Source organism: Pelagicoccus mobilis (genome assembly GCF_016595505.1).
GTDB lineage: Bacteria > Verrucomicrobiota > Verrucomicrobiia > Opitutales > Opitutaceae > Pelagicoccus > Pelagicoccus mobilis.
The window spans coordinates 1-22,401 of sequence record NZ_JAENIL010000067.1 but is presented as its reverse complement, the minus strand read 5'-3'; the positions used below and the strand labels follow the sequence as shown (position 1 = coordinate 22,401).

The window sequence follows — 22,401 nt, the reverse complement described above, 5'->3', positions numbered from 1 at the left end:
GTGGCGGTAGCCGTGGTGGCGAGTTGGCCTAGGCGGAAAGGGACTCTCTCTCCAGTCCGACGAAGTTTCGCGGAGATGCTCCGAAGTAGTCCTTGAATCGCTTCGAGAAGTAGTACTGGTCCTCGAAGCCGACTTCGAGCGCGACTTCCTTGATGAGCAAGTCGCCCTTTCTCAGGAGATCGGCGGAGTGGTTCAGTTTGAGGCGAAGGAGCGTTTGAGTGGGGGTCACTTCGGAGAAGCGTTTGAAAAGGTAGCAGAGGTACTGGTGTGAGATGCTGCACTTGTCGGCGATCTCATGGGCGCCGCTGATGTGGCGGAAGTTCTCTTCGATGTAGCTGCTGCACTTTTGGAAAGCGGTAAAGGCGTGGCTGTAGTTCTCCGCTTCGGGCAGCTTGCAGCTTTCGAGTCGGGTGAAGAGGTACTCGAGGAGGAGCTTGCAGGCGGCCTGGGCGTTTCCGCAGGCGTTCTCGCCGCATTCGAGGATGTTGGAGAAAGTGTCCTTCATCCAGGTAAGTCGGTGCAGATTGCGCGGGCGGTTGTCGCTGAGGAAAGTGCTGTTTACCAGCTTGGCGGCTTGGTCCCCGCTGAAGCGGATCTGGTAGTGGGTGAGCTGGGTGTTCGAGTTGTTCTCGATGCGGTAGCTGTGATTTGGCCCGGCAATGAAGACGCTTCCGGCGACCAGCGGCATGATCTCTTCGCCGATTCGGAGCGTTCCTTGGCCGGCGGAAATGAGGTTGAGCGTGTATTGGTCGAAGCAGGAGTCGATGGAATGAAATCCCGGGGAGCACACCTGCAATTGTCCGCCGTAGACCTTGAGATCGGATGACGGATGGGGGCGGGACTCTAGGTCAAATTCGCGGCGTTTTTCCACTAGCTCGGATTCGGGTTCGGTGAGCTCGATGGCGCTTCTGGGGAATGTAGCTTGATTCATTTGGGGAAGGGGCGGTGGAGCGATCCACAAGTTTGATAGTCGCTCGGGCCGGCCTAGGGTGGCGGGTAGAACGAGAGGTAGGATGCGATAATAGCGCAGGCGCCTGTGGATTTGATTACAGCCTCGTAGCAAATATCATCGCCCTTGTAAGGGCTCCTTAAGTTGCAGGTTATCAAGGCCCTAGGTCTCGTTTTGCGGCGTTGTAACACCTTTGCAAATTCGTTTCCTCCCCCCTGTGACGACCCAATTCTCCCTCCTTTTGCGCAGTTTTGAACGAAACGTTACGTAGCAAACTGCGCAGGATTTGGAGGTGAGGTGGTGTGGGATGGAGGGCGCTTGGGGAGGTGTTTTAGGCTAGGGGGCGCAGCACTATTATATTAAGGATCGTGTATTGACGCTCTTGGTACGAGAGGAGTGGAGAAGGCGGGATTCCTAGAGGAGATGGGCGGGACAGGGGCTGGAATAAATTCCGAAAATTTGAGGATCTTGGAAATTCCTCTATCTTTCAGCGAAGAACCTCAATTGTGGATTTCGAGGATCCGCGTTATGATTCGTGGTATATTGCATACAATTTGTCTGGATGCCTACCCCCTGAAAATACCGCTACCCATAACGCCCTTTCTGCCGGCAATCGCGTTGCCCGGAGATAGAGGTGGGAAGCCATTCATCTGATGGGACGTTCGGACAGGTCCAGCGCTAGTTTTCTACCGCTGAGCTATAACCCAGAAACAGACGTAATCTAGAATGAAGAATAAACAAGACCCCGCGAGCCAGCCGAACTTTGCCCAGATTCGCTCTCGCAAGAACCTGACCGGACTGGCCCTCGTGCTCTGTACCGGTCTCGCGACTGGATCAGTCGCTTACGCTCAGGATGAGGACGAAGAGATTTTCGAGCTTTCTCCTTTCGAAGTGAACGCTGAAGAGGACCGTGGTTATGAAGCGCAGAACACGCTTTCCGGTACTCGTCTGAACACTTCCACCAAGGACATCGGTGTGACCATGACGATCCTCACGGAGAAGTTCATGGAAGACTTGGCGGTCAACAGCACCAACCAGATGGTCGACTTCACCCCAGGTTCCGAAGTGGAAACCACGCAAGGGGGAGAAGGCGCTTCTCAGGTTTACTGGGGTGACAATCCTCGTATCCGCGGCATCCGCGTCGAGAACATTGTCCGTAACCAATTTAAGACGAACATCACGGCTGACTCCTACAACGCTGGGCGTTTCGAGTTCTCCCGCGGTGGTAACTCGATTCTTTTCGGAATCGGTGATCCAAGTGGTCTGGTTAATCGCTACACCAATGATGCGATCTTCGCTGATACCAACCGTTACCGTTTCCAGATCGACGACGAAGGTGGCACTCGCCACGAGTTGAACTTCAACAAGGTTCTCATCGAAGATACCTTGGCTGCTCGTGTGGCGGTCATGCACGAGGAAGGCGAGAACTGGATCAAGCCGCTCTTCCAGGACCAGGACCGCGCGTATGCGGCGATCACCTACAAGCCAGCGGAGAACTTCACTCTCAAGTTCCGCGCGGAGCACTTCGACTGGCAGCGTTCGATCGCTTCCTACGGTATTCACCAGGATGCGGTGACTCCTTTCATCGACGCGGCAGCTGAGGCGGGTGAAACGGTAGAGGAGCATGCGATCGCTCGCAACTACGGTTGGTGGATCGCTCCAGGGGCGAATGGTCCTGAGTTCAATGATTGGGGTTATACGGGCGGCAACTCTCTCGTTTTGATCAATGACGAGACCGGTCCTTCACCGCGTAACTGGTTGAACAAGGTTATCAGTGGTCCGGCTCGCGTTGCTGGTAACAAGAACCCGTCTTTGCCAACCGACTTCTTGCCACGCGACTTCAACATCTTCGGCAATTCGAACTTCCAGGACTTCCAAGGGCACAACATCCAAGGTGTCGCTCAGTGGAAGGTGAACGAGTACATCGACCTGGAGCTCGCTGCCAATGATGAGGAAGTGAAGTACGACTTCATGATCAACTGGGGTGCTAACACGCTTTACCTGGATGCGAGTTCGACGCTTAACGATGGCGTGACTCCGAATCCGAATGTGGGCAAGTACTTCGTCCGCAACGACACTGGTTGGCGTTACAAGCAGAATCGCACGCTCAAGAACCTGCGTGCGACGGGTTCTCTCCAGTACGATTTTGCAGAGGAGACTGATAGCCTTGGATGGCTCGGTAAGCATAACGTAGCCGTTCTTCTTGAGCAATCCGAAGCGGAGCACCGCTGGGACAGTCTTTGGCTAGCGAATACAACTCCAAACACTACGCCTGTTGACGCTCTGGATACAGCTGCGTGGAGTTTTAGCCCCGAGAATTGGCCGGATGAGCCTCGCAATGGCTGGAATGGCGCGAACTTGATCAAGATGATCAACTACGTCGACTTGGATACGCAGACCATTCATGGTCCAACCGATCCACGTGAGTTCCAAGCGTATGCGAACCAGTTTGATGGCATCAATGCTGAGTGGGTACCATCCTACAACGCGATCGCTCCTGCAGCCAATCGTGAAGATGTGGATACGTTCCTCGGAGTACTGCAATCCCGTTTCTTCGACAACCGTCTCGTAACCACATTCGGTTGGCGTGTTGATAGCCGAGAGGATTACGATACGACATGGCAGGGAGGCGATTGGCAGGATGAAAGCAAGCCTGCTGGTTGGTCAAAGCTCGCGGCAGACGCGCCTCTTGCTCTCCAGTCCGAAGACGATCCAGATACGATCTCGCGTGGAGCGAACTACCACCTCTTCCGCGATCAAGGAAAGTTGGACTACTTGACTCTCTATGTGCAGGAGTCGACCACCTTCGGTTCCAACGCAGTAGGTGTGTTGCCTAACAAGGACGCTCGTCCGAACACCACTGGTGACACGCTTAACTACGGTATCAAGTTCGGCGCCTTCGACAACCGTATCAGCGGTGTTCTTACAATCTTCGATGTGGAAGTTGAAAACAAGGGGGACGTAAATCTTCAGTGGAACAACTTCGACCTGCTCGGTCAGCCAGCCGGGATCGACCTGTTCGAAGGGCTCGACCCATCCACCACACGTGACTCCCGCGATCTCGTATCCAAGGGATGGGAGTTCCAGGTTAATGCGAACATCACCGACAACTGGCGTATGATGTTCAGCTTCGACAACTTCGAAACTGAGTTTGCGAACGTTGCTCCAGTGACTGGTCAGATCTTCGACATGTACTCCTCCGACTTCCTCGCGACCTTGCCAAACCCAGAGACTGGCGAGATGGAAGGTCCGGACGTGCGTATCGTATCCGGCGCCGACGGCGGCGAGATGAAGACTGCTCAACAGGTCTACGACGAGATCTACTTCGCCTACTTGACTGAGAAGGCTCAGGAAGGTTCTCGTACCCTGAACGAACGTCGTAACAAGTTCGTGATGGTTACCAGCTACGACTTCCGCGACGGTCCGTTCAAGGGCTTCGGAATCGGCGCTGACGTGATCTGGCAAGATGATGCGGCCACTGGCTTCGCTCTCAAGCAGCTCGACAATGGTTCTTGGGTTCCGGATGCAGACAAACCGTTCTTCACTGATGATCTCCTCCGTGTGGGAGCGACTCTTAGCTACCGCAAGGAGAACGTCTTCAAGGATCGACTCGACTGGAAGGTTCAGCTGAACATCCGTAACATTGGCAAGGTTGATCCGTACGTCGTTCGCCACAGCGCTGTTTCGACTGCTCCTGATACTCCGATCGCATGGTATACCAACCGCGGTCTGCCTACACAGTATGTACTTACCAACACCTTCGAGTGGTAGGAGCGTAGTTAAGCATCTGATACTGTAGTTTTTTAGAATAGTTAGATAAGTCGGCGGGTACTTGAATGTTCAAGTGCCCGCTTTTTGCGTATTGTGCGCAATTACGGATATCTAGAACTGGTCAAAGTTGTTATTCTGGGCTCGTATTTCCATGAACTGCGTTACGTTTTCTTTTGTTCTCTTCGTTCTTGTTTCCTCCTTATCTCTTGAGGGGCAGGATACTGTGACGGTCGATCTAAGTGTTAAGCACACTGTTGGAGGTATCTCTGAGTTTGATCGTTCCAAGTACGTGGTTCTTCACTCCGATTTGAGTCCGCATGACTGGGATGGAGAAGAGGACAAACTGCATTATTTGATGCGCGACTTGGATGTTTATCTGGGAAGGGACAACGGATCGAATGTTTGGTACTACAATCAGTCGACAGAGGATCCAGAGAGGCCAGGGTATGTTGATCCCGAATACATGGTGACTGAGGGAGCTCGGATTCGTACGGTGGAATACGGGCAAAATCTTTCGAAGTTTCATCAGTACGAGGACAAAGTTGACCTGATGATCGGGGCTTTGCCGAATCCTCACTGGCCAGGACATATGACCAATCCCTGTTGTGGCAAGGAAGCTTGGGGTCCAACTACCGCACGTGGTTCAGGTGAGTATCTGGGGCGTTTTTTGCAGGAGTTTTTTCGGGATCCGGATGAAGGTCCCACCGAGGGTCGCTTGCGTCCGCGTTTTGTGGAAGTGATGAATGAACCCTTGTATGAGCTCGTTACAGTCGGAACTCATACTCCTCTTGAAATTTTCGAGTATCACAACGTGGTTGCGGAAGAGATTCGGAAGGTTGATCAAGATGTACTAATTGGTGGATACACAACAGCCTTCCCGTATTTTGATGAGAGGGGATTTGATCGTTGGCACGAACGTTACAAACTGTTCATGGATACTGCAGCGGAAAATATGGATTTCTATTCTCTGCACTTTTACGATTTCGATCGCCACGGACAGCCGGGAGGTGGAACGAAGGGACCTTGGAATTTCAAAGGAGGCCGTATCGAAGCGACCTTCGATATGATAGAGCAGTACGGTCAAATGACCCTTGGCGAGGTAAAGCCGTTTTTGATTTCCGAATATGGAAGCCGCGATCACAAGCTGGAGTGGGAGGAGTGGTCTCGCGAGCGGGACTGGGTGTTTATCAAGTCCTTCAGTCCACTCATAATGACATTCATGGATCGACCTCATCTAATTTTGAAAGCGATCCCGTTTATCCTGATCAAGGCCGAATGGTCGGAAACGGTTTACGATTGGCGCTTGATGAGGCAGAAGAATGAACTCGCAGGGGAAACTGGGGATGAGTGGGTGTTCACGGATCTGGTCAAACTCTACGAGCTTTGGTCGGATGTGAAGGGAACGCGACTGTATTCGGATAGTTCCGACAGTGACCTGCTAACGGATGTATACTTGGACGGGGAGAAAGCCTATGTCTTGGTGAGTAACCTAGAAACTGAACCAAAGCAACTGACGTTCGATTTGAAAGGTTTGGGAGACGCTTCGATCACGCAAATTCGGGTGAAGCATCTGCATTCAATAGACGGAATTACTGCCCTCACTGAGACTTTCATGTCTGAAGGGGAAGACTTTGGGATCGGTTTGGAGTCGACTGCAATTTTTGAATACACGTTTGATCGTGCTCTTGATCCTGATGAGGAAGTGGTGGAGCGAAAGTACTATGCAGACGCATATTTGCAGGAGATAAACGGAAACGAGGTGGTGACCTTCAATTTTGATTCAGTGGAGTCGGGCGATTATGGCTATGGGGTTATTCGGATCGGGGTTGGCCGAGATCACGGCAAGTCACTCAATCCTCTTGTCCGTTTGAACGGTGTGGATGTGCGTGTGCCGGAAGACTTCAGCGGAGATGATCAAGCGACTCGTAACAACTTCTTTGGGATGTTGGAGGTGGAGGTCCCGAACTATTTTCTGAGAGATGAGAATAGGGTGGAGGTCATGTTTCCGGATTCAGGAGGGTATGTGAGTTCAGTAACTCTTGAAGTCTTTGATTCGAGTAAATCAGTACGGCCTCTGACTGCTGCGTTTTCGTTTGGTCGGGTTCAGGACGTAGATGGCGATTTGGAGATCGTTGTTAAGGAGGGGACGCCTGAGGGCGTTTTCGGAGTTCTTAATACGGATGAGCTGCAAGCGCCCTTGGAGAGTTGGGAATTGAGTGGGACTGTTGGTTCGTTTGATGAAAACGGAGAGGCGTTGTTTTTTCAGAAACTAGAGGATGACGCTCAGTTTATTAGAGTTGTTGATTGTCCCGAGTGTCTCCCTCCCGCTGGTCCGGTTAGTTCGGTTTCTATTTCGAGAGATTCTCTCACGATGGGAGAAGAGTCTTCGTTTATATTGGATGCTGGGATCACCCCAATCAACGCTATCGATAAAGAACTCGTTTGGAGCTCGAGTGATGAGTCGGTGGCAACGGTCAGTGAGGATGGTGTCGTGACGGCGGTTGGAGTTGGGAATTGCGCAATCGAGGTTTCAAATGAGCTCGCTGGAATTAAGGACACCTGTTCGTTGACGGTAGTCGCAGCGTTAGCTGAAGCGGGAGTGGCCTTTGATGATGAGAGTCTGTATTTGAATCCTGAGCACAAGATTGGGGAGACTCTAGAAGTGAATTGTTTGTTCAATGCTGGCGAAGGGGCGACTGTGACCAATGGCCGGCAAGGAGTTAGCTTGCTATTGAGGGAGCTCAACTCCGACTGGACAGTTGTGTCGGACTTGTCGGTCGTTGATAGTTCTGCGGTTGGGGTTTCTAGAGGCGTTGCACGCTTCTCGATGCCCTTGAGTGGCCTGACTGCGTCTGAAGATTTGCCTGCCGGGAACTTCTACTATCTCTTCGCAATCTTCGAGTCCTCTAGTGGAGAGAGTTACAATAAGGGGATCTCGCCGATCAAGATAGTTGAGTAGCGCCCTTGTTGGTTGCCGTCTAATCTGAGGATCTGACTTTCTCTCTGTATTGCGAGGGCGTGCACTTGAAGTGCTTCTTGAAGGAATTGCTGAAATGGCTAATTTCTGAGAACCCAACGAGATCGGATATTTCCGATATGTTATATTGCTCGCCTTGCAGGAGCTCAGCAGATTTCGACATGCGTATGGAACGGATAAATACGCTGGGTGACTCGCCGGTTACGGCTTTGAACTTTCGATAGAGGGTCATTCGGCTCATGCCCATGCTACCGGCTAGGCTTTCGACATCGAAAAACGGATCTGAAATGTTCTGCTCGATTTGGGCGATGGCCTTGTCGAGGAAGCTTTCGTCTACTGGGTTTGAAGCTATGTTCTTTGGGGCGATTCGGATCGCTGGATTGAGGCGTTTGAATTGCTCGTGAATTCTTTCTCTCGCTTGAAGAAGGTTGTGTATCCGCTTTTTGAGGATGTCGATACGGATTGGTTTGGCGATGTAATCGTCCGCTCCAGCTTCCAGGCCGGATATTTCATGTGATTCGGACTTTAGAGCGGTGAGCATGATCACCGGGATATGGCTTGTAGACTCGCTGCTTTTAATCTTTCGACAGAGGTCCTTGCCGTCCATTTCGGGCATCATGACGTCCGTTAAAATGATATCGGGAATTCTTTCTACCGCCTTTGTCCAACCAGTAGCTCCGTTTTCAGCCTCGATCAATTGATAGTCCTTTTCAAGTTCGGTGGCTAGGAACGCTCGTATGTCATCGTCGTCTTCAACGATAAGCACGACCGGTTTAATACTCGTCTCATCAATCTCAGGTTCGGGGAGTTCCGGAGTCTCGGTCGTATCGGGGAAGTCCTCGATCGAAGTCTCCGACAATTCGGTTCGGGAGAGGGGGGGAGTCTTAGGTAAGGGGATCGAGACTGTGAAGCGGGTTCCCTTTTCTTCGCCATCCACGGTCGTGATTGGACTTTCTACGTCGATCGTTCCGTTGCAGAGTTCGAGCAAGTTTTTGGTGTAGGCGAGTCCTATCCCGGATCCGCGTACCTTGTTTGAAGGCGAGTTGTCTGCTCGGTAGAAGAGTTCGAAAATGCTATCGATTTTCTTTTTGGGTATGCCCGCTCCGTTGTCCTCGACTTGGATGGTGGCTGTGTAGCTGTCTTGGCCGCTCGAAATGTTTACCCGCAGCAGGATGTTCCCGCCAGTTTGCGTGTACTTGATCGCGTTGCTCAACAGGTTGCTGATGATCTTCTCTACTTTCTCTGAATCGAACCATGCGAGGCATGGCTGCTCGCTTATCTCTATTGATAAGGTCTGAGAGCGATCGGCGGCTAGCGGTTGTATGAGTCTTGCTGCTTCCTTGGCGCATTCGTTGAAGTCTGAATTGGCAAGGTTTAGCTTGATGTTGCCTTGCTCCGCGCTTCTGAAGTCGAGGAGCTGATCGATAAGGAAGAGCATCTTACGAGCGTTTTTGCAGGCCAGTTCAAGAACCTTCTTGTCCTCTGTTTCTGAATACTTATTTAGCAAGGATTCAAGAGGGCCGAGAATGACGGTGAGAGGTGTTCGTAGCTCGTGGGAAATGTTAGTGAAAAACTGGATCTTGAACTCCTCTATCTGCACGAAATGTTTGATGCCTTGTTTGATGAGCAGGCTAATAAGAATTACGATGCTAAGGGCTGTTGCTCCAATGGCTGCAATAAACCATGAGCGCTGCCAGATGGGAGGGAGAATCGTGAACGATGCTTTCACGACTTCGGTACTTACATTCCCGTCCATATCAACACCACGTACCTGTATCTGGTGTTGGCCTGCTGGGTAGTTAACTAAGGTAGTGGATGTTTTGAACGAGTAGGGAGTCCAGTCCTCTTCGTTTATTCGATAGGAATATCTGAGCTCAGATTGTGGAGTGAACGACCATTTGTCAGAGCCAGTCCACTCGAAGTAAAGACTTGATGGATACACTGACTCCTGAACCTCGGCCCTGAGACTTAGGTGTGGCGGTTCTTCGTCGAGTCGATAGCGGGTGGTGCGGAATCCCTCGAATGGCTTTTGGCTTTTGCTGGTCGTGGAATCGGCTCGAAAATACCAGTTGCGGTTAGCCAGGTTTACCCAGATCGCTCCGTCTAGCGATTGCTTGAGAGTCCCGCTTTCTCGATTGAAACGAACGTTTCCCGGTAGACTATTGGGAAACCAGTTCTCACCGTCGAATCGAGAAACTCCCTTGCTTGTCGCGACCCAAATGTTCCCCGGACGCACTTTATCGACCAGAACGAATCCAACTTGGTTCTCGCGAATCTCCTGAGGAGGGGTGAAACGAGTCCAAGTGTCTCCATCTTTTCGATATAAGCCCTTCTGCCACATCGCTACCCAGACTTTGCCTTCGTTGTCCACGACCACGTGGTCGATCCAGTTTTCTCTGGAGAACTGGGCTGCGGGTTTCGCGGGCTCTGAAAAATCCGCCTTGGTCGTGTGTAAGCCGGAACCCCCGATCCAGAGCGTGCCATCGAGGCCTTCGGCAATGCTAGCAGGTCGATTGGGTACTATCGGTGGAGCGATGTGTTGATGCCGAAATTCGCCTGACGCTGTTTTGAAATAGCGTACAAGCCCCCCTTTCCCTTCAGCTGGCTCTACACTCGCGGAGGCGAACAATACGTCTCCATTGCTAAGTTGGGTGGCGGAGAGGTGCCCGATCGAATTGATCAGTTCCGGGTGCTTGTTGAGTTTCCAGTTACTGCCGTCGAAAATTGATACAGCGGGCGATCCGTCGTGAGTCCCGTATGCCCAAACGAAATCGTCCTTCGAGTGGAAAAGCCCGACTGGCTTGTTGATGACTCCTGAATTGTGATGTATCCACTTGTTATATACTGTGTCGTGCTGGACGACTTCTCCAGCTGAAGAAAGGTACCAGACGCTTCGGTTTGTGCTTTCTGCCTGGAAGTGAAGATTGGGGAAGGACTGCCAACGGTCTTCCGAAAGCTCGATTTCGTAAACGACTTCCCCTGAGCCGCCGACAATGAGGTTCCCGTTGTTGCGAAGGAAGGCGTAGGGTGCGTTGGTCGGAATTTCGAACTCAGGGTAGTCCAAGGTGCTCCACTGGCCGTTGTGGTTCACCAGCATGTTGGATTTAGAAATCAGAAGGATGGAGTCTGGGCCGATGCGAGCTCCACTGATGAGTGCGTTGTTTCCGGCGAACTGGGTTATGTCCTGTTCGGCCCATTCCTTTGAATCCGGTGAGTAGCTCATCGGTGCGTTGTTCGGGCGCCAATCGATGGTCCAAATTTCATCGGAGAGGGCAGAGGCCACAATTTGGCTGAAGTGCCAATATTCGTCGCCTTCTGGATTGAAGATCGCGTGTTGCTCTGGAGTGGTGACGCCTTGGGCATCGCTTTGGTGCCGCTCGATTATGTTGGCCAAGTTGAGCGTGACCCAAAGCTGGTCATGCGCGTCGATACTCAAGCTGGTCGGATAGGCCTGGAGTTCGGTGATTAAGGTTGGGGATTCCTGGTCGAGGCGGTAGAGCCCTCTTTTGACGGCTGCGAATTCGACTCCATAGCTATTACGAACGATGAAGTTTCGCCCCTCCGCGAAAGTGGGATCTGGAAAGTCGAGCTCGTGTTTCCAGTTGTTGTCTTTGAGCGAATAGAGTCCGCTGGTTGTGTAAGCGTAGAGCTTTCCGTTCTTGGATGGAAAAAGTTGCAGAGTGAGGGTGCCCTTTATCTCTTCGGGAAAGGGGAAGAGTTGCGTACCGATGCCGTCGTAGGAGATGACGCCTTCTCTTGTGGCGAACCAAAGAAGGGAGTCTGCATCCTCAGTGCCGCAAATCATCTCCATTTGCTGGAGAGCCTCGAGTTCACGCCAACGCCAACGCTCGAGAATGGGGCTTTCTTCCTCGGGCTGAAAGCTAGAGCTACCCGGAATTTGCGATAAACCGCAGGCGACAGTGACGGTGTAAAAGCACAGGCAGAGCACGCGTCGAGTGAAGCTACAAAAAAATGGGATGTTTCGAGGCATTCGGAGAAAGAAAGTTCGGTAGATTGAACCAAGTCAGTTATGTGGCTAAGTCCATTGGGGGCCAACATTTTGTAGAGTGAAAACGCGATTTCTCGGATGTGTGTAGGGTGTCGCTTAAAGAGCTTGGTAAAAAGGGAAGTCGATCTCCCTCATTTTCGACTAGTTAATCTGCCTTCGCCGTACGTCCCAGTTACGAGATGGTTTTCGATAACAGCGATTCGAGGCAGAAGAGCGTGATTGAGCCCTATGATGAAGGTACTGAGTCGTCTGCATTTTTTGAAGCGGGTTTGCCCGCTGTTGGTGGTGTTGTTGGTCGCTTGTTCGAATGGAGAGCGAGAGGATGCGTTGCGGAGCTTCGAAGTGGGCGAGGGGCTCGCTTTGGAGACCCTCAAGCACGCGGCCGACCAAGGTGGAGTGGATATCGTTTTTTCGGCGGAGGTGGTGAAGGGGGTGCAAACTCGAGCAATCGAAGGCACCTTGCCGCCGGAACAGGCGTTTTTGCGAATGCTGGAGGATTCTCCGCTGACTGTGGTTCGCCATCGCGAGTCGGGAGTCTACCTCATCCAACGCCGACTTCCAGAGCCCCAGGGCGAATCAATACAAGCCCCTAACTGACTTAACATCTTGCGAGATCGGCTAGATCTTTTTTAACTTACAAACGCTACTACCCCGTACCCCCGAGAGAATGCCCCCAGAATTATCAGACCAAGCTGATTGGTATGCAGAGAACTTAGCTCCTCATGAACCCATGATTCGCGGTTGGCTCAAGAGCCGGTACCGCGACGAGATAGAAGTCGATGACATAGTGCAGGAAGCATTGTTTCGCGTGCTGAGAGAGAACCGCAAGTCTCCCCTCAAAGCTCCCAAGGCCTTCTTCTTTGCAGTGGCGAGAAATCTGGCTGTGGATCGTGTGAGGCGTAACAAAGTGATCACTTGCGGTTCGCTGTGGGATGGCGATGCGCTTGAGGTGCTGGATGAGTCGGAGCGAGTCGAGGAGGTCGTGGCTCGTAATCATGAGCGGGAGTTGCTTACCAAGGCTATCCAGCAGCTACCAGAGCGCTGTCGCCAAGTGTTTACCTTGGCGAAAGTGTATGGAATGAGCCACAAGCAGATCGGCAAGGAGTTAGATATTTCCAGCCACACAGTCGCAGCTCATGTGGCGACGGGGCTAGCGAAGTGCATGAAGTTTATGAAGCAACATGCCCCAGAACAGTTTTAGGAATCTTAGACGATGAGAAAAAAGGAATCAGAATCCGCTCGCGAAAAGCGAATCGAGACGGAAGCGACTGAATGGGTGGCCAAAAAGTTTCGCGGCTTTTCCCCCGCCGAACAGGACGAGTTTTTTGAATGGCTTGCTGCAGACCCAGCCCATAGCGAGGCCTTCGTGTCCTACCAGGAACTGTGGGGAAAAATGGATACGTTGGCGGAATGGATGCCCGAGCATAGCGAGAAGCCGCATCGCGACCTGCTCGTTGATCGAGATCGCGTCTACAAATGGGTATGGCTCGGAGGTTTAGCGGCAGTGTTGGCTCTCGGGTTCATGTTGTTGCTCTCAGATTCGATCGGCTTGCGCGACAATGAGCAACGGAACTACGTTGCGAACGCTTACGAAAGTCATGAACTCTCGGATGGCTCGGTTGTGGAAATGAAGAGTGGTGCGGCTATGCATGTTGACTTCAGTCCAGAGTTTAGACGAGTGGAGCTCGTTTCAAGCGAGGCTCTCTTCAATGTAGCAAAAGACCCGGATCGTCCGTTTATCGTAAGTGCGAAAGGGGTAGATGTCGTCGCCGTAGGTACTGCGTTTAACGTGCGTGTAAGCGATAGTGAGATCGAGGTGCTCGTAACCGAAGGGAAGGTTCGTCTCGACGCGAAGCCTTCTGCCGTAGCCATTGGTGCTCCGAATCCCGCCACGAAGCCGATTGTAAGCGGATTGGTGGCTGGGCAAAGCTCAGTTGTAGATCTAGAGAGTGGGCAGTACGAAGTGACTGTGGAGCAGGAACCGGAGGAGAGTATTTTAGAGAAGCTCGCGTGGAAGTATAAGCTAGAGTTTGATTCTATTCCCCTCTTTCAAGCTGTGGAGGAAATCAATCAGCGGGGTAGTGTGCACCTAGAGATAGCGGATGAGGCGATCAGGGATCTTCCACTCGTGGCTGCTTTGCGCATCGACAAGATTGATCACTTTGTAGAGCTACTAGAGATTAGCCTTGGGATTGAGGCGGTGTATGTCGAAGAGGGGCGTGTATTGTTGAAGCAAGGACAAGGGGAGTAGGTTTTGTGTGAGGGTGGTATCTGGTTTTTGGATAAATGTTATAGTTAATCGCGATTAGTAATTCGTTTCAGGATGTAGAGTACGCATCCTGATGAAAATAGATGACCCTCAAGTTAAATTGGCAGATTTGCCTTTGCCGCGTTTTGCGGTGGAGTGTTGCTTTCTTTCTGGTTGCGTACTTCGTCTGTCATGTTTCTGCCAATACGGCAGATTCGGAAATGAAGTCCGTGCGTTTCGACGTGCCCGAAGGGAAAGCGATCGATACTTTGAGGGAAGCTGCTCGTCAGGCGAATGTGGATATTATGTTCGCAGGTCTGATGATGGAGGGGATTGTGACACCCGCGATCGAAGGTGCTCATCTCCCGCAAGAAGCGTTCGAACTCATGTTGGCAGGTACACCACTCGCCGTTTCTCGTCACGAGAAATCAGGCGTGTTCACAGTAAGGAAAATCGATTCCGACAAGTCGGGCTCCATCGATTCAAACCCTGATCGTACCCCACCAATGAACCAAAAGAAACCAAGAATCGGCAAGTTTTTCAAAGGCTTGCTAACTACTGCCATTGTCGGGTCTCCGGCGATGATAGCTCAAGACGAAGATACAGATGAAGAAGTCTTTGAGTTAAGTCCATTCACAGTTAATTCGGCTGAAGATACCGGCTACCGCGCGACCACTACCCTTGCAGGTACTCGTCTCAAAACTCAAATCAAAGACATTGGTTCTGCTATTTCTGTCCTGACGGAAGAGATGTTCGAAGACACGGGAGCAACAGATGCGGCAACCGTTTTGTCATATGCTTTGAATACAGAGGTAGCGGGCGATCAGGGTAACTTCTCCGGGAATACCTCTGCAGGTGACCCGAACCTGTCTGGCACTCGTGTGAACCCGCAAGGAGCTCAAAGAGTGCGCGGCCTCGGTCGAGCGACTTTAACGCGTAACTACTTCCTGACGGATATCCCGTTTGATAGCTACAATACAGATCGAGTCACGATCAACCGTGGGCCGAACTCTTTGCTTTTTGGTATCGGAGAACCTGGGGGAGTCATAAACAACTCTGCTCGTTCTGCCTCTGTATCCAAAAGCTTCGGTGAAGCGAGTGTTCGATTCGGCGAGCGAGGAAGCAACCGTTTCAGCTTCGATCTATACCGCTCTCTCATCGAGGATCGCTTGGCGATTCGTATCGCGGCTCTGAGTGAGGAAACAAACTTCCAGCAGGAGCCTGCGTACGAGGAAGACGAGCGTATCTATCTGGCCTTAAACTCAGTGCTTTTCAAGAACGAGGGAAGCGACGTCCTCGGACCGACGAAGATGCGACTTTCCTATGAAGATGGGGAGATCAACTCGACTCCTGTCAACGTCATCGCTCCGTACAACTCTCTCGATTCATGGTTCGGCAACGTCGACCGTAGTCTCGAAGCGTATACAGGTGTGACATTGCCATCCTACATCGATGATGGATCGTTCCAACCAAAGTTCACTATTGATGGACGTCCTGGCCTAACCGTTAATGACGTCAACGGTTCGGTTCTGCAGGGACCGTTCTACATTCAGTTCGCTCAGGTTTTCGACGGATCGAATGGTGTGAACCCAGGTCTTGCTGGTACCAGTCACGCAGGATTCGAAGGTCGTATCCTTTTCAATGGAGTAAGCCGCGGACGCTTTGACTTGATGTCTCCTAGGGCGCCAACTCGTTTGGAAGGAGCTCCTCAGTTGCCTGGTTTCACAACCGCGTCGCTTCCTCAGTCCGTTTTCAACAATCAGAGAATGTTGCTGACTGGAAATTTGGATACGGTGAATCAGGACTTCGACGCTTTCAACGCAGTGCTTGAACAGTCGTTTCTGGACAATCGTGCCGGTATAGAGATCGCATTCGATAAGCAGAGTTATCGGAATCAGAACCGGCTCCCTGTTGGTTCCAGCCCGGACGTTCGCGTTGATGCAAACGAGTTCATTCAAGTAGGCCCTGCAGGTTCGGATGGCTCGGCTGGTCTCAGCGATATGCCGAATCCAAATTTGGGACGAGCATTCATCGCCGAAGGATCGATGGGGAGTCACCACAACAACCAGACCGACCGTGAAGCGATTCGAGCAACCGCGTTCTACACATTGGATCTTAAGGAGAAGGACAGTTTGGGATGGCTTGGATCTCATACCTTCACTGCTTTTTATAACAAGCAAACCATCGATCGTCTCAACCGCTCCTATAGCGACCGTTGGTTCGATGACGGGAGCTTCGATATCCAGGACTATCTCTTCGCGCCGGCCAACGGTTTCCGTCGTCAGGACCCAGTGCTGATCTATCTCACGGATTCTCTGCTAGGCTCTGAAATCCAGTCTACGAGTGACATTCGCATCACGAGTCCGATTAACGCTCAATTGTTCCAAAATGGTGATACAGGAAGCTTCTCTGCCTGGAATCGCACGGAGAGCCGCTTCGATATCATCAACCCAGTTCTCCGCAATACGCTTAGTGGAGGTAACCGCTCGCAATTGGAAATCGAGTCCTCGGTTCTCAGCTGGCAGGGACACCTCTTCGACGGCGCGCTGGTAGGGCTTGTGGGCTACCGAACGGATGAAACGGAAGGTCTCAATGATTTGGGTACTGTGCTTTACGGTCCTGAGGCAGGTCCAGACTTGTGGGGAGTTTTCGACGAGAGCGCCTTGGTTCTCGATCCTTCGACTCTCATAACCGATGAGGGAGATACGCTTACCACCAGTGTCGTCGCGCATCTCCCTTGGAAGCTGCCGAACGAAACGAGCGTGAGCTTGCACTACAACGAGTCTGAGAACTTCTCTCCATCCGCTCCACGTCGTACGATTCTCAACAATCTCATCGGTACTCCTTTCGGAGACACGCAAGACTATGGCATCACCTTCGACATGTTTGGAGGCAAGGTCATCGCTCGTGCTAACTGGTTTAAAACGACTCGCAGTCTCGCGAGCGCGAACACCGGAGGCGCTCTTGGTGGTTCGACTGCTTGGATCTCTCAGTGGTTGACGCGCTGGCAGGAAGGCATCGATGCGGAAATGACCTTCGATGAGGCAAAGGCCGCGGCCACTGTGAACGGAACGCTTGGTGAGTTCCCAAGCTCATTGAACTCCTATCAAGATGTCTTCGACGAAATCATCGGTTGGGTTCCATCTGATGTGCAGAGCATCATGAACTTCCGTCTTGAAGATGGGGTGGCTCGTTTCGATCCGATCGAAAACCTCGCGGCCACTAATTCGTTTGTCACTGAAGGTTTCGAGATCGATTTGGCGGGCAATATCGCACCTAACTGGAGAGTCGCTCTCAACGTTGGTAAGCAGGAGAGTACCCAATCTAATACGGCACCTGATTTGTCGGAATTCGTACTTGGCCCTAACGGCGTATTTGAGAACGTCCGCAGTTCGCCTTTGGCTCCGTTGAGCGACACCCTCGTTCGCGGATTCGAGAGCACTTTCGTAGGGCGTTACACTGGGGCGGTGGTCAATCCGCTTGCGGCAACGACTGCTCGTGATGGCACGCTCTCGCTTGAGCAACGCAAATGGCGTGTCAACCTCACCACTAACTACTCCTTCACCGATGACTCGATGCTTGCCGGTTTCGGTGTTGGTGGCGCGATTCGCTGGCAAGACAGTATAGCGGTAGGTTACCCGCAAACGCCTATCGGTGGCGGTCTGGTGACTCCCGTCTTGTCTAGCCCATACTTTGGCCCAGACGAAACCAATGTGGACCTGTGGTTCAGCTATAAGACCAAAATAAGCGATGGAAAGCTAACCTGGAAATCGCAGCTGAACATCCGCAATGCATTCGGAAGTGATGACAATATCCCGGTAGTCATCAATCCAGACGGTCAGATCGCGGTGTTCCGCAATCCCAACCCGACCGAAGTATTTTGGACTAACACCTTTTCCTTTTAGGAAACGTTCGTCCTAAATCGGGGGTGCCCTCGCTCAAGAAGAGCGGGGGCTTTTGTTGTGTAGAGCTGGAGCTTCTCGAGGGAGCGAATGAAGCGAAGGGTAGAGCCCGTTGTCCTTAACGGGCATTCATCGCTTAGAACGTATCTCGTGGCCGTTGGGGACCCGCCTTCGCTTGAAGCTTCTGCGAGGCGAGCAACGGCCGCTACCTTTAGGCTTAGCTGCGAAAGAGCTCCTGCATTGGCTCGGTCGAATCTCCGAAAGAGTCCGCCTTGATCCCAGAGCCGTTGAGGAGGCTGAGCCAGACGTTGCAAAGGGGTGTCTCATGGTTTGCCACGATGTGGCGACCGTGGGAGATGCCTGCTCCTCCGCCAGTGAGAAGGGTGGGGCAGTTCTTAAGATTGTGCTGCTTGCTTAGGTTCGACCCGAAGGCGATGGATACATTATCGTAGAGGCTAGAACCATCCTCTTCCTTGGTGGCTTTGAGTTTCGTGATAAACTCGGCGAGGAGTTTTGCGTGGGCACGGTCTCGTGCTTCAGAGGCGTCATAGCGATCGCCCGGTCCGTAGTGACTCATGTTGTGAGCGCTCATTGCGATGCCAAGGCTGCTGAGCATGGAGTCACCCGGCATCCGGTATGTGAATACACGTGTTGCGTCGACTTGCATCGCTGCGATCATGAGATCATACATCATGCGAACCTCGTGCACTCCTTGCAGGGACTCTTTGGGTTCCTTAAGGGGCTGAGAGGGTTTCTTCTTTTCGATACCGAGCCAGTCTTCCTCCTTGGAAAGGCGAATTTCGATCTCTCGCACGGATTGGAAATAGTCATCTAGCTTGTCAGCGTCCTCGCGACTTAGTTTCCGGTTGATCGACTTGGCGTCCGAGAGGACGGTGTCGAGCACGCTTCGCTGTTCCGAGAGTTGATGCTGCCTCTCGGCGAGAGAGGTTGTATCGTTTGAGAACAAGCGGTGATACACCGCTACAGGAGTGTTGTATCCGGGAATCGGTTTTCCTTGCTTGTTCCATGCGAGTGAAAGGCCCGGACCGTGTCCTCCTGACTTAGCGCTTTTGGTGTCGAGTTGAATGGAGGTGAAACGTGTGTGCTTGCCCCATTCATTGGCGGCAACTTGGTCTACTGAAATCGTATTGTGGAAGCTCTTTCCAGGAACCGCGTAGCGATTGGCTCCGGTGAGCCAGAAGGTACTCCCGCTGTGGCCGTCTTTGGAGTTCGCGTGTTCGAGATTTTGGATCAGGGTGATTTCGTCTTTAAATTTTGTGAGCGACTTGAGGACTTTAGGCATCACGTAGTCGCGTCCGGGTGTCTTGATATCTGGATACCAAGACTCAGCGGTGACTCCAAAACCCATGCCGAGGAAAACCATCCGTTTTGGGGCGGCAGCTGCAGCGGATAGGGAAGAGGCTGCTGAAGCGAAGGGTCGGAAGGCGAGAGACTCCAAGAACGGAAGCGCGATGAGTGAGGAGGTGCTGCGGAGAAAGCTTCGGCGGCTAAACGAGTTTTTCGATTTCTTGCTCATGACTCTACTTACTTGGTTTGAAACGGATCGGATTGAATGAGTGCGTGAATGAGAGAGTTAAAGGTGTAACCGCTGGAGCGGCCTTTTCTCACAATCTGACTTGCGAGATCTCTATCGGTGAAGCCGTAAGGGCGTCCCAGACCGTAAGAGATGAGGGCCTTGGAGATGCCGCGAGCGAACTCCTTTTCATTTTGTGCGACGGCATCGCGGAGGCCGTAGAAGTTCTTGAACTTCGTGCCGTCTGGAAGCTGTCCGTGGGGATCTATTTTGAAACTTCTTGTGACTCGCTTACCGCCACCTTTCGAAGCGGTCACTGTTTCCATCTTTCTCCAGCCACCTGCGGCGTCGAAGTTCTGGAGTCCGTAACCGATGGGATCGATCTTGCGGTGGCATTGAGCGCATTGAGGTTCGATCATGTGAGCTTTCTGCAGATCGCGGGAAGAAAGTGGGGTCCCGAACAGACGGTCAAGTTGCGGCACGTTCGCGGGAGCGGGGGGAGGCGCATCGTCGAGGAGATGTCTCAGTACCCAAGCTCCGCGTTCCACAGGCGAGGAACGATTTCCGTCCGAGCCCATGGCCATGACCGCCGCACTGCCGAGCATGCCCCCACGAGGAGACTTTGCTGAAACGGCGACCTTTCGAAACTCCGGTCCTGTTACCCCTTCGATTCCGTAGTACTCGGCAAGGACGTCATTTGCCATGATGAAGTCGCTTTTCAAAAGGGTTTTTAGTGGCAACTCTTCGTCTAGCATGACTTGGAGCGTTTGGAAGATTTCTTGGCGGGCGCTTTCTTTTGCAGCGTTATCGAAGGTCGGAAAGTTGAGCGCCTTGAATTCGAAATTATCTAGCCGTTCCATTTCGAAGAACTGGTGCGCAAAGGACTGAACGAAGCGGGCTGATCTAGGGTCTTCGAGAAGTCGCTCTGTTTGGTACCTGAGTTCATCGGCTTCCAGGAGTCGGCCGGATTCTCCGGATTCCATGAGTTCCTCATCGGGAGGAGAACTCCAAATAAAGTATGCGAGACGTACTGCGAGTTCAGATCCGGTGAGTGAATCATCCTCTCCTTCTGCCACAGCAGGTTCAACCATGTAGACAAAGCTCGGAGCAGTGAGAATTATGGAGAGGGGATCGATGAGCGCATCGATGAAGCTTAGGCCGGCATCTCGCTTTTGTAGGTAACGACCTTGAAGTTTGGATACGAACTCCGGCGATGGTGATTGAGATCGGAATGCTCGATCGGCGAATCGCTCTATCACTTCGTTCGCGTATTCGGTGTCACTCCAACCTTTGGGGCGTTCGAACAAGAGCTTACTCACTGCTTCCGGTGGCCAAGTGTCATGGATCGGTCCTTCGAGTTCGATCCAATCGATCCATATACCGGGTGCGGGACCGATACCGTTTTCAGCTCTTACCTTGGACCATATGTTCTTGTCGCCTCGTCCCATATGGGTGCGTTGATGCACATAGAAGCTCGTTCTCTTCCCAGCCTCTAGTTCAATTGGAAACTCTATGATCTCTGGGTTCTTCAACGTGCCATTAACCTTTCTCCATCCGAGGTAATCCTGGGAGTCAGACTTCTCGACTTTGGATGTGAACTCGAGGTAGCTCAGACGATCAGAAGCCCCTTTGTAGGTTCCAGCTTTGACTCGAAGCAAATACTTGCCGCCCAGTTTCTGGTATTGCGTGGGTGTCTTTACCCGAGTGATACCTTGTTTGATCGTGGATATCAGTGAAGTTCCGTTTTGGTTTTCGGGACGCTTCAGATAGTCGGCGAGTTGCGGGAAAAATTTGTGATACCAACCGAGTGCCTCGTCTGCGTCGTGGTCGTCGATAAATCCAAACTCGGTGGACGGTTTCTTGCTCTGACTTTGCCATGCAATCGCACGTTCAGCTGCCTCTTTGAATTCGTGTGCCTTTTTGGCATAGGTTTTGAAAAACGTATCCTCCGGCTCGATACGGTATGTTTTGGATTGAGGCTTCTTTTTGCTCGTAAGGGCGAGCTGGAGGCTGTTTCGCGCAACTGCGTGATATTTTTCCAGTTGGTCGCTTGAGAAGAAGAGGGATGCTCCTTGTGTGTCGAATCCTGCTACTGTCTGGTCATCCGGAAGCTCCGAAACGTCTGGTCGAATGCCTAGTAGATCCTCGATCGTATTCTGGTATTCGCGGCGATTGAGACGGCGTAGGGTGATGACTCCTCCGCTGTCACCTAGGATATCACGAGCACTTACGAGCTGATTTGATAGGTCGTCCAAGAACGCCGTTTTGACATCCGGAGCTATCTGTAGCTCTTCCTCGGGTGGCATTTCTTTAGAGTTCAGCACGTCGAGTACCTTTTGCCATAGAGCTGCGTTTTCTAGATCTTCGCTGATGTTGAAAGAAAGCTTCTCGAGATCGACGCCACCTTCTTCGGCGAAGGTGTCATGACAATCGTAGCAATATTCCTCAAACATCGCTCGGTGGTGTTCGGGCATCAACGCTTGAGGTGAAGGTGAACCTTCTGCAGAGGCAGTCGCGAGCAGAAGCCCTAGGCCGGGAGCGGTTGGCAACCAGCTTGGAAGTTTAAATGAAAGGCACATTACGTAGCTGAAAAGGCGATTGTTCAATTCGGCACCCCTCTGCGAAGAGCGTGAGGGTTCATCCTTGTTTCGAGCAAGTGGTTCGCAGGCACGAACGGTGGGGTAGGTGATCGAATCTCGGATTCTCTTACTTATAGACCTACCGCAGATCCGTCTTTTGCTCACGCCTGATCGTCTTTAGAACGGCCTTTTCTTGTAAATGTATCCAAAAGCTGAAGAAACACGACTCAATCGCATACATGTGGAGGACAGAAAACGTACACCGTTTTCAGGTTGCGAGAGAAGTGTCGTTCAAATGCCCGACAGGCGCCATATTTCGCCGCCCTCTAGAGTTCTTTAAGAGATCGTCCAATAAAGTGAGAACTCGTGAATTGAAATAGGTGGGAGCGTGCTTGTCACGCGATTGGAGAAGGAGAAGATAACCTGCGATCG

Annotated in this window: 10 protein-coding genes; 6 read left to right on the top strand and 4 right to left on the bottom strand. The window is 52.0% G+C overall.

Annotated elements, in window-relative coordinates; genetic code table 11:
- Nucleotides 1-28 precede the first annotated feature (28 nt).
- A complete protein-coding gene (locus tag JIN87_RS24330) occupies nucleotides 29-931 on the bottom strand; it encodes an AraC family transcriptional regulator (RefSeq protein WP_200358535.1) in 903 nt (300 codons plus the stop codon).
- 744 nt (nucleotides 932-1,675) lie between these two features.
- Between JIN87_RS24330 and JIN87_RS24325 the strand changes: the two genes are divergently transcribed.
- The gene (locus JIN87_RS24325; RefSeq protein ID WP_200358533.1) at nucleotides 1,676-4,720 is read left to right on the top strand and encodes a TonB-dependent receptor plug domain-containing protein; all 3,045 of its coding nucleotides are present in this window, start codon (nucleotides 1,676-1,678) and stop codon (nucleotides 4,718-4,720) included.
- Between the two features lie 151 nt (nucleotides 4,721-4,871).
- The gene (locus tag JIN87_RS24320) at nucleotides 4,872-7,679 is read left to right on the top strand and encodes an Ig-like domain-containing protein (RefSeq protein WP_200358531.1); all 2,808 of its coding nucleotides are present in this window, start codon (nucleotides 4,872-4,874) and stop codon (nucleotides 7,677-7,679) included.
- Between the two features lie 19 nt (nucleotides 7,680-7,698).
- On the opposite strand, the gene JIN87_RS24315 is transcribed toward JIN87_RS24320, so the two are convergent.
- A complete protein-coding gene (locus JIN87_RS24315) occupies nucleotides 7,699-11,688 on the bottom strand; it encodes a hybrid sensor histidine kinase/response regulator transcription factor (protein WP_200358529.1) in 3,990 nt (1,329 codons plus the stop codon).
- A gap of 246 nt (nucleotides 11,689-11,934) precedes the next feature.
- Here JIN87_RS24315 and JIN87_RS24310 point away from each other — a divergent pair, with 246 nt between their 5' ends.
- From JIN87_RS24310 to JIN87_RS24295, 4 genes are all read left to right on the top strand, one after another.
- A complete protein-coding gene (locus JIN87_RS24310) occupies nucleotides 11,935-12,303 on the top strand; it encodes an STN domain-containing protein (RefSeq protein WP_200358527.1) in 369 nt (122 codons plus the stop codon).
- Between the two features lie 70 nt (nucleotides 12,304-12,373).
- Nucleotides 12,374-12,907 (top strand): RNA polymerase sigma factor, encoded by a 534-nt coding sequence (locus tag JIN87_RS24305; protein ID WP_200358525.1) that lies wholly within the window; start codon nucleotides 12,374-12,376, stop codon nucleotides 12,905-12,907.
- 12 nt (nucleotides 12,908-12,919) lie between these two features.
- On the top strand, nucleotides 12,920-13,957 hold the full coding sequence (locus JIN87_RS24300; RefSeq protein WP_200358523.1) for a FecR family protein: 1,038 nt from the start codon (nucleotides 12,920-12,922) through the stop codon (nucleotides 13,955-13,957).
- Between the two features lie 101 nt (nucleotides 13,958-14,058).
- Complete coding sequence (locus tag JIN87_RS24295) at nucleotides 14,059-17,859, top strand: TonB-dependent receptor plug domain-containing protein (RefSeq protein WP_234033594.1); 3,801 nt, start codon at nucleotides 14,059-14,061, stop codon at nucleotides 17,857-17,859.
- 214 nt (nucleotides 17,860-18,073) lie between these two features.
- Here the strand turns inward: JIN87_RS24295 and JIN87_RS24290 are convergent, their stop codons facing one another.
- Together JIN87_RS24290 and JIN87_RS24285 are read right to left on the bottom strand one after the other, a co-directional pair.
- Nucleotides 18,074-19,393 carry a DUF1552 domain-containing protein gene (locus tag JIN87_RS24290; RefSeq protein WP_200358519.1) on the bottom strand — a complete coding sequence of 440 codons (1,320 nt, stop codon included), beginning with the start codon at nucleotides 19,391-19,393 and terminating at the stop codon, nucleotides 18,074-18,076.
- A gap of 8 nt (nucleotides 19,394-19,401) precedes the next feature.
- Entirely contained in the window at nucleotides 19,402-21,864 is a 2,463-nt protein-coding gene (locus tag JIN87_RS24285) for a DUF1592 domain-containing protein (protein ID WP_200358517.1), read from the bottom strand.
- Nucleotides 21,865-22,401: the final 537 nt, after the last annotated feature.

What these genes read in the sequence shown, in the direction of transcription:
- JIN87_RS24330 (WP_200358535.1), bottom strand. Translation starts at nt 931, where the DNA reads ATGAATCAAGCTACATTCCCCAGAAGCGCCATCGAGCTCACCGAACCC.
- JIN87_RS24325 (WP_200358533.1), top strand. Translation starts at nt 1,676, where the DNA reads ATGAAGAATAAACAAGACCCCGCGAGCCAGCCGAACTTTGCCCAGATT.
- JIN87_RS24320 (WP_200358531.1), top strand. Translation starts at nt 4,872, where the DNA reads ATGAACTGCGTTACGTTTTCTTTTGTTCTCTTCGTTCTTGTTTCCTCC.
- JIN87_RS24315 (WP_200358529.1), bottom strand. Translation starts at nt 11,688, where the DNA reads ATGCCTCGAAACATCCCATTTTTTTGTAGCTTCACTCGACGCGTGCTC.
- JIN87_RS24310 (WP_200358527.1), top strand. Translation starts at nt 11,935, where the DNA reads ATGATGAAGGTACTGAGTCGTCTGCATTTTTTGAAGCGGGTTTGCCCG.
- JIN87_RS24305 (WP_200358525.1), top strand. Translation starts at nt 12,374, where the DNA reads ATGCCCCCAGAATTATCAGACCAAGCTGATTGGTATGCAGAGAACTTA.
- JIN87_RS24300 (WP_200358523.1), top strand. Translation starts at nt 12,920, where the DNA reads ATGAGAAAAAAGGAATCAGAATCCGCTCGCGAAAAGCGAATCGAGACG.
- JIN87_RS24295 (WP_234033594.1), top strand. Translation starts at nt 14,059, where the DNA reads ATGACCCTCAAGTTAAATTGGCAGATTTGCCTTTGCCGCGTTTTGCGG.
- JIN87_RS24290 (WP_200358519.1), bottom strand. Translation starts at nt 19,393, where the DNA reads ATGAGCAAGAAATCGAAAAACTCGTTTAGCCGCCGAAGCTTTCTCCGC.
- JIN87_RS24285 (WP_200358517.1), bottom strand. Translation starts at nt 21,864, where the DNA reads ATGCCCGAACACCACCGAGCGATGTTTGAGGAATATTGCTACGATTGT.